Genomic DNA, 15,522 nt, shown 5'->3' with positions numbered 1-15,522 from the left:
AGCTGCGAATAAGTACTACGAGGTTGAGACGGCGGTTGGCGACCACGGCCACCGACGACATCGCGATGTCGTGGCGCAGGTTCGTGGTGGCGAGGACGTTCGTCATGAGCCCGAACCTAGATGCGAAGTTCTGGAGTTGTCAAGCGAGAAGTTGTCGCAGTGCATCATGGCGGCGACCGGCGTCTCCGAGCTCGCACGCATGCGCTCGCGCGAACCTTAGAAGAAGGTCGAAGTGATCCCGCCACATGACGCTTCGTCATCTGCCCTGCGCTTGACAGCTCTCGCGAACGCATGCGAGCTTCGGTCCATGAGCACTGCACTGCACCACGACCCGAAACCTTCGCGCGACACCGCGCGAACGGTCGTGTGCGCGGTACTTCTCGGGCTGCTTCTTATTCCGCCGACATTGCGGGATGGCGCCTTTTCGACCTAGAACAGCAGCGACGAAATCAGGAATCCAGAACCCCGCACCGGCAACGGCGCGGGGTTTTTTTTCGCCCCGAATCGAACCACGAGGACCGACCCATGAACCTTCTGCTCGCACTGATCGACCGCGTGTTCGCGACCTTCCTGGCGCCCCGTGCGCGCCTGCGACCCATTCCGGTGCGGAGTCGACGTCAATGAGCGAGCGCCTGCGGATTTTCGACACGACCCTGCGCGATGGCGAGCAGAGTCCCGGCTGCACCTTGAACCGGACGCAGAAGCTGCGCATCGCTGAAGCGCTGCAATCGCTCGGCGTCGACGTGATCGAAGCCGGTTACCCGAATGCATCCGAGGACGACTTCGACGCCGTGCAGGCGATCGCACGCAGTGTCCGCGATGCGCAGATTTGCGGGTTGGCGCGCTGCAACGAGGCCGATATCCGCGCCACGGCCGCAGCACTGAAGGACGCCGCGCAGCCGCGCATCCACGTCTTCATTGCGTCGAGCCCGATCCATCGCGAAATGAAGCTGCGCATGAGCAAGGCCGAGGTCATCGAGCGTGCGATCGCCGGCGTGCGCCAAGCGCGTGCCCTGTGCGAGGACATCGAGTTCTCGGCCGAAGACGCGACGCGCTCCGAACCCGACTTCCTCGTCCAGTTGTTCGGCGCCGTCATCGAGGCCGGTGCCCGCACGATCAACGTGCCGGATACGGTCGGCTTCACCACGCCCGGTGAATACTTCGAACTGATCCGGCGGTTGAAGTGCGAGGTGCGCGGCATCGACGGCGTCACCCTCAGCACGCATTGCCATGATGATCTCGGTCTGGCGGTCGCAAACTCGCTGGCGGCGGTCGAAGCGGGTGCGCGCCAGGTCGAATGCACGCTGACCGGCATCGGCGAGCGGGCCGGCAATGCGGCGCTCGAAGAGATCGTCATGGCGGTCCGCACGCGCCCGGATCGCTACCCGGTGTTCACGAATATCCGCACGCCGCGCCTGTATGGCAGCGCGCGGCTGCTGGCGTCGTTCATCGGGCACGCCATTCCTCGCAACAAGGCGATCGTCGGCGAGAACGCATTCGCGCACGAATCCGGCATCCACCAGCACGGAATGATCGCGGACCGCAGCACCTACGAGATCATGAAGCCCGAGGATGTCGGTGTGCCGGGCTCCTCCCTGGTGCTCGGCAAGCACAGCGGTCGCGCCGCCGTGCGCGATCGATTGGCCACGCTGGGTTACGCCATCGATGACAGCCATCTCGATGCGCTGATGGTCGCGTACAAGCGTCTGGCCGATCGCAAGAAGGAGGTGTTCGACGCCGACCTTGAAGCCTTGTGGCTGGGCGTCGAAGACAGTGCCGAACAGCCATGGACGATGGATGCATTGCATGTTGCGACCGCGATCGGCACACGCAACGAGCCGACCGCGAGCATCGCCCTGTGCGACAGCGCCGGGCGCACGGTGCGCGAGGCGGCGGTCGGCGACGGTCCGGTCGATGCCATCGCGAATGCGCTGACGCGCGCCACCGGCGTGCGCATCAGTGTGCAGGACTTCGCGCTGCAGAGCGTGACCAGCGGCGGCGACGCCCAGGGTCGCGCCAGCGTGCGGGTGTTGCACGAGGGCCGCGAGTATCGCGGCCAGGCGGTCAGCACCGATGTCATCGAAGCCTCGGCGCGGGCCTTGCTCGAAGCCATCAATCGCATCAGTAGCGTCAACGCCGCGCGTGAGCGTCAGGCACAACTTGCAGCCACGGGAAGCTGAGCCATGACGGCCACCACCTTGTTCGAAAAACTCTGGCAGACGCATCTGGTCGAAGCAGATGCGGTTGGTCTGCCGGCGGTGATCTACATCGATCTGCACCTGGTCCATGAAGTCACCTCACCGCAGGCGTTTTCGCAATTGCGCGAACGCGGTTTGCGCGTGCACCAGCCGAAGCGAACGCTGGCCACGCTGGACCACTCGACCCCGACGACGCCGGCACGCGCCGATGGTTCGCGCGATTACCTCGATGCCGCGACCGAAGCGCAAGTCAATGCGCTGATCCGCAACTGCGCCGACTTCGGCATCACCCTGCACGGATACGAATCACCGGACCGCGGCATCGTGCACGTGATGGCGCCGGAACTCGGCGCAACCCAACCCGGCATGACCATCGTCTGCGGCGACAGCCATACCAGCACGCACGGCGCGTTCGGTGCGCTGGCGTTCGGCATCGGCAGTACCGAAGTCGGGCATGTGCTGGCGACGCAATGTCTGCTGCAACACAAGCCGAAGACCATGGCGGTGAACGTGCATGGCCGCTTGCCCGCCGGGGTAAGTGCGAAGGACCTGACGCTGCACATCGCAGGACAGGTAGGCGTTTCGGGCGGCACCGGCCATGTCATCGAATTCCGCGGCGATGCGATCCGCGCCATGACGATGGAAGAGCGCATGACCCTGTGCAACATGTCGATCGAGATGGGTGCGCGTGCCGGATTGATCGGCGCCGACAGCACGACGATCGAATGGTTGCGCGGCCGTCGCCAGGTCCCGCAAGGTGATGCCTTCGACGCGGCTGCCAAGCGTTGGCGCGCATTCCGTACGGATGAGGACGCCACCTTCGACCGGAGCATCGATATCGACGCGACCGCGGTGAGCCCGACGGTGACCTGGGGCACCGACCCCGGCAAGGTGGTCGCGATCGATGCTGCGCTTCCGGCTCACGCCGCTGCGAATGCGCGTGCGTTCGACTACATGCGCGTGACGCCGGGCGCACCGATGGCGGGTACGCATGTCGATGTCGTCTTCATCGGCAGTTGCACGAATTCCCGCATCAACGACTTGCGTGATGCCGCAGACATCCTGCGTGGCCGCCGCATTGCCGCGCATGTGCGCATGCTGGTCGTGCCCGGCTCCGAGCGCATCAAGCGCGAGGCCGAGGCGGAAGGCCTGGATCGCATCTTCCGCGCGGCCGGTGCCGAATGGCGTGAGCCCGGCTGTTCGATGTGCCTCGGCATGAATGGCGACATCGCCAAGCCGGGTGAACTGGTGATCAGCACCAGCAATCGCAATTTCGAAGGACGACAAGGCAAGGGTGTGCGCACGGTGCTGGCGAGTCCGGCGACGGCGTCGGCGTCGGCGGTCGCGGGGGTCGTCGCGGATCCTCGGGCCTATCAGCAGGAGATCGCGGCATGAGCGGCATCGACTTCATCACGTCGCGCAGCGTCGCCTTGCCGATCGCGAACATCGATACCGACCAGATCATTCCGGCGCGCTTCCTCACCACCACGTCGCGGGCCGGCCTCGGTCGGCATGCCTTCCAGGATTGGCGCTGGCGCGAGGGCGGCAGCGCGAACCCGGAATTTGCGCTGAACCGCCCGGAGAACGCAGGCGCAGGCATCCTGATCGCCGGTGACAACTTCGGTTGCGGCTCCTCGCGCGAGCACGCGCCCTGGGCCCTGCTCGATGCCGGCATCCGCGCCGTGATCAGCACCGCGATCGCCGACATCTTCCGCAGCAACGCGTTGAAGAACGGGCTGCTCGCGATCGTCGTCTCGCCCGCCGAGCACGCGAGCCTGCTCGCCGCCGCGGGCGAGACATTGACGATCGATCTGCGCGCGCAACGGATCGGACGGATCGGCCAAGCGCCGATCGACTTCACGATCAACGCCTTTGCGCGGCAATGCCTGCTCGATGGCGTCGATGAACTCGGCTATCTGCTGGCACGGACCGATGCGATCGCGCGGTTCGAAGGAATGCGGGCATGAGCCGCCACATCGTGGTGCTGGGTGGCGATGGCATCGGGCCTGAAGTCACGGCTTCCGCGGTCGAGGTGTTGCGCGCACTCGATGCGCAGCGGCAGCTCGGCCTGAGCTTCGAAGCGCATGCGTTCGGCGGTGCCGCCATCGATGCCCATGGCGATCCGTTTCCGGTGCAGGTGCTGGCCGCGTGTCGGGCCGCCGACGCCATCCTGCTGGGTGCCGTGGGTGGTCCGAAGTGGGCGAATGTGCCGACGGCGATTCGTCCCGAAGCCGGATTGCTGCGGCTGCGCAGCGAGCTCGGCCTGTACGCGAACATCCGGCCGCTGCAAGTGCATCCGGCCCTGGTCGATGCCTCGCCGCTCAAGCGCGAGCGCATCGACGGTGTCGACCTGGTCGTCGTGCGCGAACTCACCGGCGGCATCTATTTCGGCGAACGCACGCGCAGCGATACGCGTGCGACCGACGAATGCGCCTACACCGTGGCCGAAGTCGAACGCGTGGTGCGCACCGCCGCGCGGCTTGCGCGCAGTCGTCGCGGCAAGCTCACCTCGGTCGACAAAGCCAATGTGCTGGAGACATCAAGACTGTGGCGCGACGTGGTCACGCGTGTCGTTCGCGACGAATTCCCGGACGTGCAGCTCGAACACCTGCTGGTCGATGCGATGGCGATGTACCTGGTCAGTCGCCCGCGCGACTTCGATGTCATCGTCACCGAGAACCTGTTCGGTGACGTGTTGACCGACGAATGCGCGGCGGTGTCGGGTTCGCTCGGGCTGATGCCGAGCGCGTCGCTGGGCGATTCGGGTCCGGGCGTCTATGAACCGATCCACGGTTCCGCCCCCGATATCGCCGGCCAGGGCCTCGCGAATCCCTACGGCACGATCCAGAGTGCGGCGATGATGTTGCGGCAATCGTTGGGTGCGCCGGAAGCCGCAGTGGCGCTGGAAGCCGCCGTGCACGCAGCGATCCGCGATGGCATTCGCACCCGCGATCTCGGGGGCAGCGCCACCACCGCCGATGCGACCGCGGCGGTGATCGCGCGACTCATGGCCGCTCAGGCGGCGTATGCGGCATAGGCTTGCCACAGGCACAGTCCACCGCAGACGAGCAGCAGCAGGAAGGTGAGTGCCGTGCCCCAGAAGCGGCCGAACTTGAAGCCGGCGGTGAAGGACAGCGCGTATCCATGCAGCAGGCGCGCGATGACGAGGGTCGCGCCGAGGCCGTGCAGCAGCCAGGCGGGTTGATGGCCGAGTTCGAGCAGGGCGATCATCATCAGCAAGAACGGCACGTACTCGGCGAAGTTGCCATGGGCGCGGATGCGCCGCAGCAGCACCGGATCGCCGCCGTCGCCGAAGCTCGGTCCGCCGGGACCGCGCATCGAAATGATGCGCCAGCTCAGCAGAAAGTAGACGATGGCCAGCAGGCCGGCGTAGATCGGGGTGATGGTCATGGCGCGCTCCTGAGGTTGGGGCGAGCATATCGAGGCGGCGAGACTTCCGGCGGATGAAGGCGGGCATGGAAGCCGGCTAAGGTGGCGGTTTGCGGGAGATCGGGATGCAGGTCATCGTGGAGCGGTCGCGTGGGCAGCGTGTGCGCGCGTGGTTGTGGCGACGTCTCAAACGGGTGCTGGTCCTGGCCTTGGTCGTGGCCATTGCGGGGGTGATCTACGCGCATTCGTTCTCGCCGGAACGTGAAAACTGGCCGGGTCAGCGGGCGATGCTGGCGGAGCGGACCGTGCATCCGTCCGGGAATGTGCTGGATCGCGAGACCCTGCTCGGCGATGTCCGTGAACTGGCGTCGCCGAAGTATGCCGGACGGCGAGTGGATACCGCGGGCGGACGCCTGGCGCAGGAACATCTGGTCGCACGATTGCGTCAGATCGGCATCGCGCCGATGGTGCCGGACTATCGCCAGCCGTTCACGTTCACGCGCCGGCGTATCCGCCAGTTCTGGACTGGCGGCATCGAGACGCATGGCGTCAATCTGCTCGGCGTGATTCGCGGCCGCGAGCGGCCCGATGACTACCTCGTGCTCAGCGCGCATTACGACCATCTCGGCGAGCGCGGCGGCCAGATGTATCCGGGTGCGGACGACAATGCCTCGGGCGTCGCGACCGTGTTGGCGGCCGCCGCCCGTCTGCGCGCGCATCCGCCCCGCCACAGCGTCGTATTTGCGTTGTTCGATGGCGAGGAAACCGGCCTCGCCGGCGCCCGGCACTTCGTTGCCAGCGGTCTGGTCCCGATCGGGCAGATCCGGCTCGTCCTCAACCTCGACATGCTCTCGCGCAGTGTCGACCACGAACTGTTCGTCACCGGCACCTGGCAACATCCGGAGCTGAAGGCGTTGACCGATCCGCTGCGTGCCCATGCGCCCATCGTCGTGCTCTATGGCCACGACCAGCCACGCCCGTTCTGGGACCCGGATGATTGGGTGTCGGCATCGGACCACGGTCCATTCCACGATGCGGGCGTGCCCTTCCTCTACCTCGGGGTTCCCGATCACGCCGATTACCATCGACCGACGGATACCTACGCGGCGATCGATCCCGACTTCTTCGTGAACGTCGCCGGCTTCAGCCTGAATCTGCTGGCCGCCGCGGATGCGGCCGATTGAGTGATCGCGGCGCTATGCTCGCCTGATCGCCAACCTGATCACGAGGACTCGCCATGGCCGCCCGCTGGGTCAAATTGCCGAACGGCAACATCATCGACGCCAACCGCATCGCCTATGTCAGCAAGCCGGATTCGTATCCGAGCATGGATGAGGACGGCAACGATCGCGTCGAATACGCGGTCACCTTCGGCACGGCATTCACCCGCGACACGTTCATGACCGTGACCGGCGGCAAGGACGAGATCGCGGCGTTGATCCGGCAACTGATCGGCGCCGCACCCGCCGCCTGATCGGCCCGCCCCGATGCAGCACAAAGATTGACCGCCGTGGGATCGCCCATGTGATTGGCCCTGACCGGCGCTGATGGCACCATCGGACAGGTTGGCAGGAGGCAGCCGATGGCACATGCGACGCAGCAGGACGCAGACCGGAGCACGAATCGGAGCGAGCCCGTCGGGCTGTTGCGCGGTTATCGCGCGAGCGTGTTCGCGTGCCTGGTGGCGATCCTGTGGCTAGCCTTCGTATTGCTGCCGGCCTTGGCCGGTACGCCGCGTCCGGAAGTGGTCTATGCCCTGATGCGTGCGGTCTTGCTGCTGGTCGCCGCCACCCTGGTCTTGCATCACGCCCTGGCGCACCTGCACCCCGGACGGGTCCGCCGCTCCTGGCTGTGCATCGGGGCAGCGATTGCCGCGATCTTCCTCGGTGAAGCGAATCGCGCGCTGACCAGCCTGCACGGCGACCCCAATCCCGTGCTCGGCCTCTCCGATGCCTTCTATCTGAGCTATTTCCCGCTCATGCTGGCCGGTCTGCTGCAATTGCCGCGGGTCTTCAGCGGCCGCAGCGACCTCGCCAAATTCCTGCTCGATTGCGCCACCGTGGCGGTCGGCGGCGGCATGTTCGTCTGGCATCTCGGCATTCGTCCCGCATTGATTGCGAACAGCCATGCCGATCCGCTCGTCGCCTGGGTCGCCATTGCCTATCCGGTTGGCGACCTGTTGACCCTGGTGGGCATCGCCACCGTGTGGTTGCGCCTGCCCACCGGGCCGACGCGCAGCGTCTATCTGCTGCTCGGCCTCGCCCTCGCGGCCAGTCTCGCGGGCGACCTGGTCTGGATCCTGCTGCAGTTGCTCGCGGGTGCGTCCGGCGTGTTCGCCGAACTGCTCTGGTTCGCGCAGGCGCTGTGCTTCGTGCTGATGGCCGACACCGCGCGGCGGCGCGCGCATGCCTTCAACGAGCGCCGCGGCGAACGGATCGGTCGCTTTGCGGCGTTGCCCTACCTGGCGTTGGCGGCCGGCTATGCGCTGATCGCGGCCGTCGCCATCGATGCTGGTCCGATGCGAAGCGATGCGCTGCCCAGCCTGCTGGCCTGGGGGGCGGTGCTGATCGCCTGCGTCGTCGCACGCCAGACCCTGGCCAGCCGCGAGAACGCCAGCTTGCTCAGCGAGCGCACGCGACTGTCCAGTGAAAGCCGGCTCGCCAAGCTGATCGAAAATGCCGCCGACGGCATCTTCGTGCTCGACCAGGATTTCCGTATCGTCTATGCCAGTCCGTCCGCGCTGCGCCTGCTGGCGACCCGGCCGGTCCGGCTGATCGGTCTGCCGATCACCGATTTCCTGCCGCCCGACGATGCCGAGTCCTTGCGAACCCTGCTCGCCGGGCTCGACCGCGATACCGGTCGTCGCGGCGGCAAGTTGATGCTGCGTTTTGCCGCCGACAACGGCAGCCATGCCCAGACCGAAACGACGGTGACCGACGAACGCCATGATCCCAACCTTGCGGGCGTCGTGCTGAACGTGCGCGATGTGACCGAACACCACCGGCTCGAGGAGCAGATGCAGCACGAGGCGCTGCACGATGCGCTGACACAGTTGCCGAACCGAGAGTTGTTCCTCGACCGGGTCGGGCGCGCGGACAGCCATGCGCGGCGCGACGGGCATCGGGTTGCCGTCGCCGTGCTCGATCTCGATCAGTTCCGCTTGATCAACGACAGTCTCGGCCATGCCACCGGCGATCAGGTCATCGTGCTGGTCGCCGAGCGCTTGAAGAGCAGCCTGCGCAGCGGCGATTCGCTGGCCCGCCTCGGTGCCGACGAATTCGCCATGATGCTGGACGATGTCGGCGATCCGGGCCTGTTGAACACACGTCTGGAGCGCGTGCTCGCGAGTTTCCAGGGGCCGTTCCGGATCGGGCGCCACAGCCTGCGCCTGAGCGCCGGCATCGGCGTCGCGGTGGGACGCGACGGCGCCAGTCCCGACGACTTGCTGCGCGACGCCGACACGGCCGTGAGCACGGCCAAGCAGGCCGGTCCGAATCGATATCACATCTTCGAGCCGGCCCTGCATGCACGCGTGGTCGAACGCCTGGCGCTGCAGGCGGCGGTGCCGGACGCGCTCGACAACGATCGCTTCACCGTGCAGTTGCAGCCGATCGTCGGTCTGGTCGACGGTTATCCGATCGCGCTGCGGCCGCGTCTGCGCTGGCGTGATCCGGCGACGGCGCCGTTTCCGATCGAACGCTTGCGCGAAGTGGTGCACGACGCCGATGTCGCATTCCGGTTGGGCGAATGGGTATTGGCCACGGCGCAACGCGAGTACACGAACCTGATGCGCTATCAGCCGGCCGCCGGGGCGCTATCGCTGCTGATTCCGCTCGACGCCCGGCATCTGCAGCAAGCCGGGTTGGTCGCGCGTGTATCCGCCCTGCTCGACCAGCTCGGGATGCCGGCCGTGAACCTGATGGTCGCGGTCAGCGAAGAAGCGCTTGGCGGAGACAGCGAACTGGCCTTGCGGCCGCTCAGGCAGTTGCGCGGCATCGGCGTGCGTCTGGCACTGGCGCGTTTCGGCAGTCGCGCTTCATCGCTCGCGGCGCTGCACGAACCGCTGTTCGATGCGCTGATCCTGTCGCGTGGCTTGAGTCAGGGGCTGCAGGTGGGGGGGCGTGGCCACACGCTGGTGCGCGGCGTCGTGGCGCTGGCCGAAGCACTCGGTGCACGCGCTATCGCGACCGGCGTCGACACCCCGGAGATTCGCGACGCACTCAGCGAGCTCGGTTGCCTCTACGGCATCGGCACCGCCCTGGCTCAGCCGATGGCGCTGGAGCACCTCTTGCCGTGGCTGGGCGGACGCCTTTCGGAGAGCGGTCGCTGATCAGTCGATCCACCAGGCCAGCGCGAACACGCCGAGCATCGTGAACACGACGGCGATCTTCACGGCGACACCGATCAGCAGGCCGATTGCGGCGCCACCGCCGGCTTTGGCCGCTCGCCCGAGATTGCGGAACACCAGCCATTCCGCGAGCAATGCACCGAGAAACGGCCCCAGCAGCACGCCGGGGATGCCGAAGAACAAGCCGATGACGGCGCCGACGCCGGCACCGGCGAACGCCCAGGCACTGGCGCCTGCCAGGCGCGTGCCAAATGCGCTCGCGACCAGGTCCGCTGCCACCGCGAACAGGGTCAAGGCCGCGAGCAGCAGTACGGTGAAGCCGCCGACATGCTGGAAACCGTCACTCCAGGCCGCGAGCAGCAGGCCGGCGAATACCAGCGGCACGCCCGGGAGGGCGGGCAGCACCATGCCGGCCAGCCCGACCAGGATGAAGACCAGTGCGAATGCATATCCAATGGCCGGATCCATGAGCGACAATCCCGATGCTGCGGGGTGCAGCCTGTCCGATGTATGCACGCATGAGCGCAAATCCAGACGTCGTGACGCATCGTGGGGCTTGCCACTGCGGGCGCGTGCGCTTTGAAGTCGAGGCGCCGGCCGAGATCGAGGCGCTCGATTGCAACTGCTCGATGTGCCGGCTCAGCGGTTTTCTGCATCTGATCGTGCCGCGTTCGGCATTCCGGCTGATGGCCGGCGAGTCCGAGCTGACCGAATACCGCTTCGGCACCGGGGTCGCGCGCCACTTGTTCTGCCGCGTCTGCGGCGTCAAGGGTTTTTATGTGCCGCGCTCGAATCCCGATGGCATCGACGTGAACGTGCGCGCGCTCGATCGCGGCAGCGTGCGCAAGCTGACGGTCACGCCCTTCGACGGCGAACATTGGGAGCAGCATGCCGATGCCCTGCGTGCGCTCAGCGACGATGGCGTCCGCGATGGCTGAAGCGTTCGCCCTGAAGCGTGTTGCGGCTACGCGGCCGGGACCGGTGGCCACGGCGATGTTCGCGCTGCCGCTGCTGTGGCTGCTGTTGATGTTCGGCATCGCGCTTCCGCCGGCGTTGCGACTGGCCATCGGCAATTGGGCCACGGTGCCGCCGGTGCTGCTTGCAGCGGTCTACGCCGCCCGCCTGGCGCGCCTAGCCCATCTTGATTCGCGTCAGCGTCGCGGCTGGGCTTTGGTCGCACTGGCGCTGCTGTGCGACGGATTCGGTTTCGCCGCTTTCGGCTGGTACGAGGCGGTGCTCGGCATCGACCCGACCTACAACTGGGTCAACCTGCCGTTCTACGCCTATTTCATCGCGATGTTCGCCGGGCTGTTGCTGTTGACGCCGCCCTCTCAGACCCGTGCCGAACGCCCCTTGTTCGCGCTCGATGTCGTTGCAGTCGGTCTGGCCGGCGCGATGCTGCTGGCCGAATTCGTGGTGCATCCGATTCTCGATGACCACAGCGGGCCGCATGGCCTGCTGCAGGTGCTGACCTTGACCCTCTACCCGTTCCTCGGCGCGATCACCCTGTTCGGCGTGGCCAGCCTGATGATGCGCCTGCCCGAAGGCGTCGAGCGTCGGCCCTACCAATTGCTGTGTGCGGCAATCGCGCTTTATCTCTGTGCCGACTCGGCCTGGTCGATCCTGGCCCTGCTCGAAAACTACGACACCGGTGACCTCGGCGATCTGGGCTGGTTGATCGGCGCCTGCCTGTTCCTGGCCGCCACCGAAATGGCCTGGCGAGGCAAGCGTCACGCGGATTTCGTGCGTGGTACGTATCTGTCGCGTGAATTCACGCGCCTGATGCCGTATCTCGCGATCGCCACCGGCATGGGCGTCCTGGTGGTCGGGATCCTGTCGGAAGCGCGCGACCTGGTGCCGTTGGCACTGATCGGCGCGGCGCTCGCCGGCACCGTGTTCCTGCGCCAGTGGCTGGCGGCGCGCAGCCATCAGGACCAGGCCCTTGCCGACACGCGCCAGCTCGCCGAGCGCCGGCTGGCGGCCCTGGTATCGCGATCGGCAGAAGCCATTTTCCTGCTCGGCCCGGACTTGCGCGTGCGCTACGCCAGTCCCGGCACGGCGCGCCTGTTCAATGCGACCACGCCGGCGGTCGGGGCGGCCTTGCTGGACCTGATTCATCCCGCCGACCAGATGCGGGCACGCACGGCGCTCGACGAGATCCGCCGCGGCGGTGGTGACACCACGGTCGAATGGCGCATCGCCCGCGCCGACGATCAGTGGCTGACCTGCGAGAACGCGCTCTCGAACCAGCTCGACGACGCCGCCGTGCAGGGCTTGGTCGTGAACGTGCGCGACATCAGCGAGCGGGTGGCGCTGGAAGAGCGCTTGCGCCACCAGTCGCTGCACGATCCGCTCACCGGCGTGGCCAATCGTGCCTTGTTCATCGATCGCCTGATGCAGTCCCTGGTGCGACGACGGCGCCTGGGTGGCAGTGTCGCCGTGCTCTTTCTCGACCTCGATCATTTCAAGCTGATCAATGAGTCGCTGGGCCATCTCGCCGGCGATCATCTGCTGCGGCTGATCGGCCAACGCCTGGTCGATACCGTGCGCGCGGTCGATACCGTCGCGCGCTTCGGTGGCGACGAATTCGCGGTGTTGCTGGAGGATGCCGGTTCGCAGAACGAAGTCATCGGCGTGGCCGGGCGCGTGTTGCACGTGATGTCGATGCCACTGGTGGTCGATGCGCGACCGACCGTGATCGGCGCCAGTGTCGGCGTCGCGTTCGCGCAGGATGGCGACAGCGCCGACGCGCTGATGCGCAATGCCGACCTCGCCGTGTACAAGGCCAAGAGCGGTGGAAGGGCGCGCGTTGCGGTGTACGAGCCGGCCATGCAGCAGGCTGTCGGCACTCGGCTGGAACTGCATCAGGCGCTGCGGCGGGCATTGGCACGCGACGAATTCGCGTTGCACTACCAGCCGATCGTCGCGCTCGACGATGGCGCGCTGATCGGGGTCGAGGCGTTGCTGCGCTGGTCGCAGGGCGACGAGCCGCTGGCGCCGGGTGACATCATCGCTGCGGCTGAAGAGGCCGGCCTGATCGACGCACTCGGCCGCCATGTCCTGGTGCATGCGCTGCGCGATGCCGGCCGTCTCGCCGCAGAACTCGATGCGCCGGCGCTGTTGCTGACCGTCAACATTTCGGTACTGCAACTCGAAGACGTCGATTTCGTGCGCGATCTCGCCGCGATGCTGGCCGCGAACGGTTGGCCGGCCGAACGCCTGGTGCTGGAGTTCGACGAACGCATCGGCGAGCGTCGTGGCGAGCAGTTGCGACCGGCCTTGATGCAACTCAAGGACCTCGGGGTGCGCCTGTCGATCGACAATCTCGGCATCGGCGAAGCGGCGCTGACCACGATCGAGCGCCTGCCCTTCGACACGATGAAGATCTCGCGCCATTTCGTCGCGCGCCTTGGTGCGCCGAACGAGCGGGCGGCGCGCGCGCTGGTCGAAGCCCTGCTCGGGCTCGGTCGGGCGATGGCGTTGACCACGATCGGCCATGGCGTCGAGAACGCGCGTCAGTCGGAAACCCTGGGTGCCATCGGTTGCCGCTACGCGCAGGGCTTCCATCTGGCCCGGCCGATGCCGGTCGCGGAGATGCTGGCATGGCGGCGCGCGGGGTCGGCGCGCGGCTGATTCAGGCGATCAGGGCGAAGGCTTCGCGCGCGGCCGCCAGCGTCTCCTCGATCACGTCGTCGCTGTGCGCGATCGACATGAAGCCCGCTTCGAATGCCGACGGCGCGAAGTAGACGCCGCGTTCCAGCATGGCGTGGAAGAACCGGTTGAAGCGTGCACTGTCGCTGGCGATCGCTTGGGCATAGGTTTCGACGTGTTCATGCGTGAAGTACAGGCCGAACATGCCGCAGACGCGATTGGTGCTGAACGCGACGCCGGCTTCCGCTGCGGCCGCTTCGAGTCCGTCGCACAGCGCGTTCGTCTGCGCTTCCAGTCGTGCGTAGAAACCGGGCTCGGCCAGCAGGTCGAGGGTGGCGAGGCCCGCGGCCATCGCCACCGGATTGCCGGACAGGGTGCCGGCCTGATAGACCGGGCCACTCGGCGCGATCATCTGCATGATCTCGCGACGACCGCCGTAGGCGCCCACCGGCATGCCGCCGCCGATGATCTTGCCGAAGGTCGACAGATCGGGACGAATGCCATAGAGGTCTTGCGCACCGCCGGGCGCGACGCGGAAGCCGGTCATCACTTCGTCGAAGATCAGCAAGGCACCATGGCGAGTGCACAGTTCACGGAGATGCTCGAGATAGCCCGGTCGCGGCAGGATCAGATTGGCATTGCCGACGATCGGCTCGACGATCAGGCAGGCGACGTCGGTGCCGTGTTGCGCAAACAATTGCTCGGCGGCATCGAAATCGTTGTAGGGCAGGGTCAGGGTCAGGTCGGCGAGTGCGGCCGGCACTCCCGGCGAATTCGGCAGGCCCAGTGTCAACGCGCCCGAACCGGCCTTGACCAGGAAGGCGTCGCCATGGCCGTGATAGCAGCCTTCGAACTTCACGATGCGCGTGCGCTTCGTGTAGCCACGTGCCAGACGGATGGCGGACATCGTCGCCTCGGTGCCGGAATTGACCATGCGCACCATCTCCAGGCCGGGCACGCGCTCGACCAGGCGTTCCGCCATGGTCACTTCGAGCGGATTCGGCACGCCGAACGAAAGTCCGTGCGCGGCGGTACGCACGACTGCATCCAGCACATCCGGATGGGCGTGACCGAGGATCATCGGGCCCCAGGAGCCGATGTAGTCGATGTAGCGCTCGCCGTCGGCATCCCACAGATACGGGCCTTCGGCACGCACCGCAAAGAACGGTTCGCCACCGACCGACTTGAACGCGCGCACCGGGGAATTGACGCCGCCGGGCAGCAACTGCTGGGCGCGGGCAAACAGGTCGGCATTGCGGTTCATGGGGACTCCGGAAATGGGAACAGGTCGGTGAGGACGCGGGCGGCGGCTTCGATGTCCGGCGCATCCCAGATCGAGCCGAGCACGGCGATGGCATCGGCGCCGGCGACGATCAACGGGCCGGCATTGTGCGCATCCACGCCGCCGATCGCCACCCGGTTCAATCCGAAGCGTTCAGACTGGTGCAGCAAGGTCACGTCGGCGCGGCGTGCCGCCGGCTTGGTGGAGGAATCGAAGAACGCACCGAAGGCGAGGTAGTCGGCACCCGCGCGCGCAGCGGCTTCGGCCCGGACGAGATCGTCGTAGCAGGAGGTGCCGATGATCGCGTGCGTGCCGAGCGCCGCACGCGCCGCAGCGACGGCGCCATCGTGTTCGCCGAGGTGTACGCCATCCGCGCCACAGTCGGCGGCGAGCGCGACATCGTCGTTGATGATCAGCAGTGCGCCATGGCGTTGCGTCAGGTCGCGCAGCGCCCGTGATTGTTCGCGATGGCGCGTCGCGTTACCGCTCTTGTCGCGGTATTGCAGCAGGCGCACGCCGCCGCGCAATGCCGCTTCGACGCCTGTGCACAGGGTCGCGGTGTCCGCCATCTCGCGCGTCAGCAGATAGACGCCGCGAACGCGGTGACGCTGGTTGCTGCTGCCTGCCACAATGTCGCCCTTGTTCGTTTCCGG

At 66.8% G+C, this 15,522-nt stretch carries 13 protein-coding genes; 9 read left to right on the top strand and 4 right to left on the bottom strand.

The genetic code is table 11. The features are described 5' to 3' along the window. The first annotated feature begins 620 nt into the window (after positions 1-620). The 4 genes from IPP28_17420 to leuB are packed head-to-tail and all read left to right on the top strand — an operon-like array spanning position 621 to position 5,235. Complete coding sequence (locus tag IPP28_17420; protein MBL0042778.1) at positions 621-2,180, top strand: 2-isopropylmalate synthase; 1,560 nt, start codon at positions 621-623, stop codon at positions 2,178-2,180. A gap of 3 nt (positions 2,181-2,183) precedes the next feature. Then, positions 2,184-3,593 carry a 3-isopropylmalate dehydratase large subunit gene (gene leuC / locus IPP28_17415; protein MBL0042777.1) on the top strand — a complete coding sequence of 470 codons (1,410 nt, stop codon included), beginning with the start codon at positions 2,184-2,186 and terminating at the stop codon, positions 3,591-3,593. Continuing rightward, the gene (leuD, locus tag IPP28_17410; protein ID MBL0042776.1) at positions 3,590-4,165 is read left to right on the top strand and encodes a 3-isopropylmalate dehydratase small subunit; all 576 of its coding nucleotides are present in this window, start codon (positions 3,590-3,592) and stop codon (positions 4,163-4,165) included. The genes leuC and leuD overlap by 4 nt, the downstream gene beginning before the upstream one ends. After that, positions 4,162-5,235, top strand: a complete 1,074-nt coding sequence (gene leuB / locus IPP28_17405) for a 3-isopropylmalate dehydrogenase (protein MBL0042775.1) — start codon at positions 4,162-4,164, stop codon at positions 5,233-5,235. Before leuD ends, leuB begins: the two co-directional genes overlap by 4 nt. On the opposite strand, the gene IPP28_17400 is transcribed toward leuB, so the two are convergent. Further along, positions 5,214-5,609, bottom strand: coding sequence for an MAPEG family protein (locus IPP28_17400; GenBank protein ID MBL0042774.1), 396 nt, complete (start codon positions 5,607-5,609; stop codon positions 5,214-5,216). The genes leuB and IPP28_17400 overlap by 22 nt on opposite strands. 104 nt (positions 5,610-5,713) lie before the next feature. Between IPP28_17400 and IPP28_17395 the strand changes: the two genes are divergently transcribed. The 3 genes from IPP28_17395 (at position 5,714) to IPP28_17385 (ending at position 9,918) form a co-directional block, all read left to right on the top strand. Then, complete coding sequence (locus IPP28_17395) at positions 5,714-6,772, top strand: M20/M25/M40 family metallo-hydrolase (GenBank protein MBL0042773.1); 1,059 nt, start codon at positions 5,714-5,716, stop codon at positions 6,770-6,772. A 53-nt stretch (positions 6,773-6,825) separates the two neighbouring features. After that, the gene (locus IPP28_17390; GenBank protein MBL0042772.1) at positions 6,826-7,062 is read left to right on the top strand and encodes a hypothetical protein; all 237 of its coding nucleotides are present in this window, start codon (positions 6,826-6,828) and stop codon (positions 7,060-7,062) included. 108 nt (positions 7,063-7,170) lie between these two features. Further along, positions 7,171-9,918 carry a diguanylate cyclase gene (locus IPP28_17385; GenBank protein MBL0042771.1) on the top strand — a complete coding sequence of 916 codons (2,748 nt, stop codon included), beginning with the start codon at positions 7,171-7,173 and terminating at the stop codon, positions 9,916-9,918. Here IPP28_17385 and IPP28_17380 read toward each other — a convergent pair whose 3' ends face one another. After that, positions 9,919-10,404, bottom strand: coding sequence for a DUF456 family protein (locus IPP28_17380; protein MBL0042770.1), 486 nt, complete (start codon positions 10,402-10,404; stop codon positions 9,919-9,921). Between the two features lie 50 nt (positions 10,405-10,454). On the opposite strand from IPP28_17380, the gene IPP28_17375 reads away from it, so the two are divergent. Both IPP28_17375 and IPP28_17370 read left to right on the top strand, forming a co-directional pair. Next, positions 10,455-10,874, top strand: coding sequence for a GFA family protein (locus IPP28_17375; GenBank protein ID MBL0042769.1), 420 nt, complete (start codon positions 10,455-10,457; stop codon positions 10,872-10,874). Then, positions 10,867-13,569, top strand: coding sequence for an EAL domain-containing protein (locus IPP28_17370; protein ID MBL0042768.1), 2,703 nt, complete (start codon positions 10,867-10,869; stop codon positions 13,567-13,569). The genes IPP28_17375 and IPP28_17370 overlap by 8 nt, the downstream gene beginning before the upstream one ends. Before the next feature lies 1 nt (position 13,570). On the opposite strand, the gene hemL is transcribed toward IPP28_17370, so the two are convergent. Together hemL and IPP28_17360 are read right to left on the bottom strand one after the other, a co-directional pair. Further along, entirely contained in the window at positions 13,571-14,851 is a 1,281-nt protein-coding gene (hemL, locus tag IPP28_17365; protein ID MBL0042767.1) for a glutamate-1-semialdehyde 2,1-aminomutase, read from the bottom strand. After that, positions 14,848-15,438, bottom strand: a complete 591-nt coding sequence (locus IPP28_17360) for a thiamine phosphate synthase (GenBank protein MBL0042766.1) — start codon at positions 15,436-15,438, stop codon at positions 14,848-14,850. The genes hemL and IPP28_17360 overlap by 4 nt, the downstream gene beginning before the upstream one ends. Between the last annotated feature and the right edge of the window lie 84 nt (positions 15,439-15,522).

The organism is Lysobacterales bacterium, from assembly GCA_016721845.1.
Taxonomy (GTDB): Bacteria; Pseudomonadota; Gammaproteobacteria; order Xanthomonadales; family Ahniellaceae; genus JADKHK01.
This window is presented reverse-complemented; position numbering and strand designations above follow the sequence as displayed.

What these genes read in the sequence shown, in the direction of transcription:
- IPP28_17420 (MBL0042778.1), top strand. Translation starts at nt 621, where the DNA reads ATGAGCGAGCGCCTGCGGATTTTCGACACGACCCTGCGCGATGGCGAG.
- leuC (MBL0042777.1), top strand. Translation starts at nt 2,184, where the DNA reads ATGACGGCCACCACCTTGTTCGAAAAACTCTGGCAGACGCATCTGGTC.
- leuD (MBL0042776.1), top strand. Translation starts at nt 3,590, where the DNA reads ATGAGCGGCATCGACTTCATCACGTCGCGCAGCGTCGCCTTGCCGATC.
- leuB (MBL0042775.1), top strand. Translation starts at nt 4,162, where the DNA reads ATGAGCCGCCACATCGTGGTGCTGGGTGGCGATGGCATCGGGCCTGAA.
- IPP28_17400 (MBL0042774.1), bottom strand. Translation starts at nt 5,609, where the DNA reads ATGACCATCACCCCGATCTACGCCGGCCTGCTGGCCATCGTCTACTTT.
- IPP28_17395 (MBL0042773.1), top strand. Translation starts at nt 5,714, where the DNA reads ATGCAGGTCATCGTGGAGCGGTCGCGTGGGCAGCGTGTGCGCGCGTGG.
- IPP28_17390 (MBL0042772.1), top strand. Translation starts at nt 6,826, where the DNA reads ATGGCCGCCCGCTGGGTCAAATTGCCGAACGGCAACATCATCGACGCC.
- IPP28_17385 (MBL0042771.1), top strand. Translation starts at nt 7,171, where the DNA reads ATGGCACATGCGACGCAGCAGGACGCAGACCGGAGCACGAATCGGAGC.
- IPP28_17380 (MBL0042770.1), bottom strand. Translation starts at nt 10,404, where the DNA reads ATGGATCCGGCCATTGGATATGCATTCGCACTGGTCTTCATCCTGGTC.
- IPP28_17375 (MBL0042769.1), top strand. Translation starts at nt 10,455, where the DNA reads ATGAGCGCAAATCCAGACGTCGTGACGCATCGTGGGGCTTGCCACTGC.
- IPP28_17370 (MBL0042768.1), top strand. Translation starts at nt 10,867, where the DNA reads ATGGCTGAAGCGTTCGCCCTGAAGCGTGTTGCGGCTACGCGGCCGGGA.
- hemL (MBL0042767.1), bottom strand. Translation starts at nt 14,851, where the DNA reads ATGAACCGCAATGCCGACCTGTTTGCCCGCGCCCAGCAGTTGCTGCCC.
- IPP28_17360 (MBL0042766.1), bottom strand. Translation starts at nt 15,438, where the DNA reads ATGGCGGACACCGCGACCCTGTGCACAGGCGTCGAAGCGGCATTGCGC.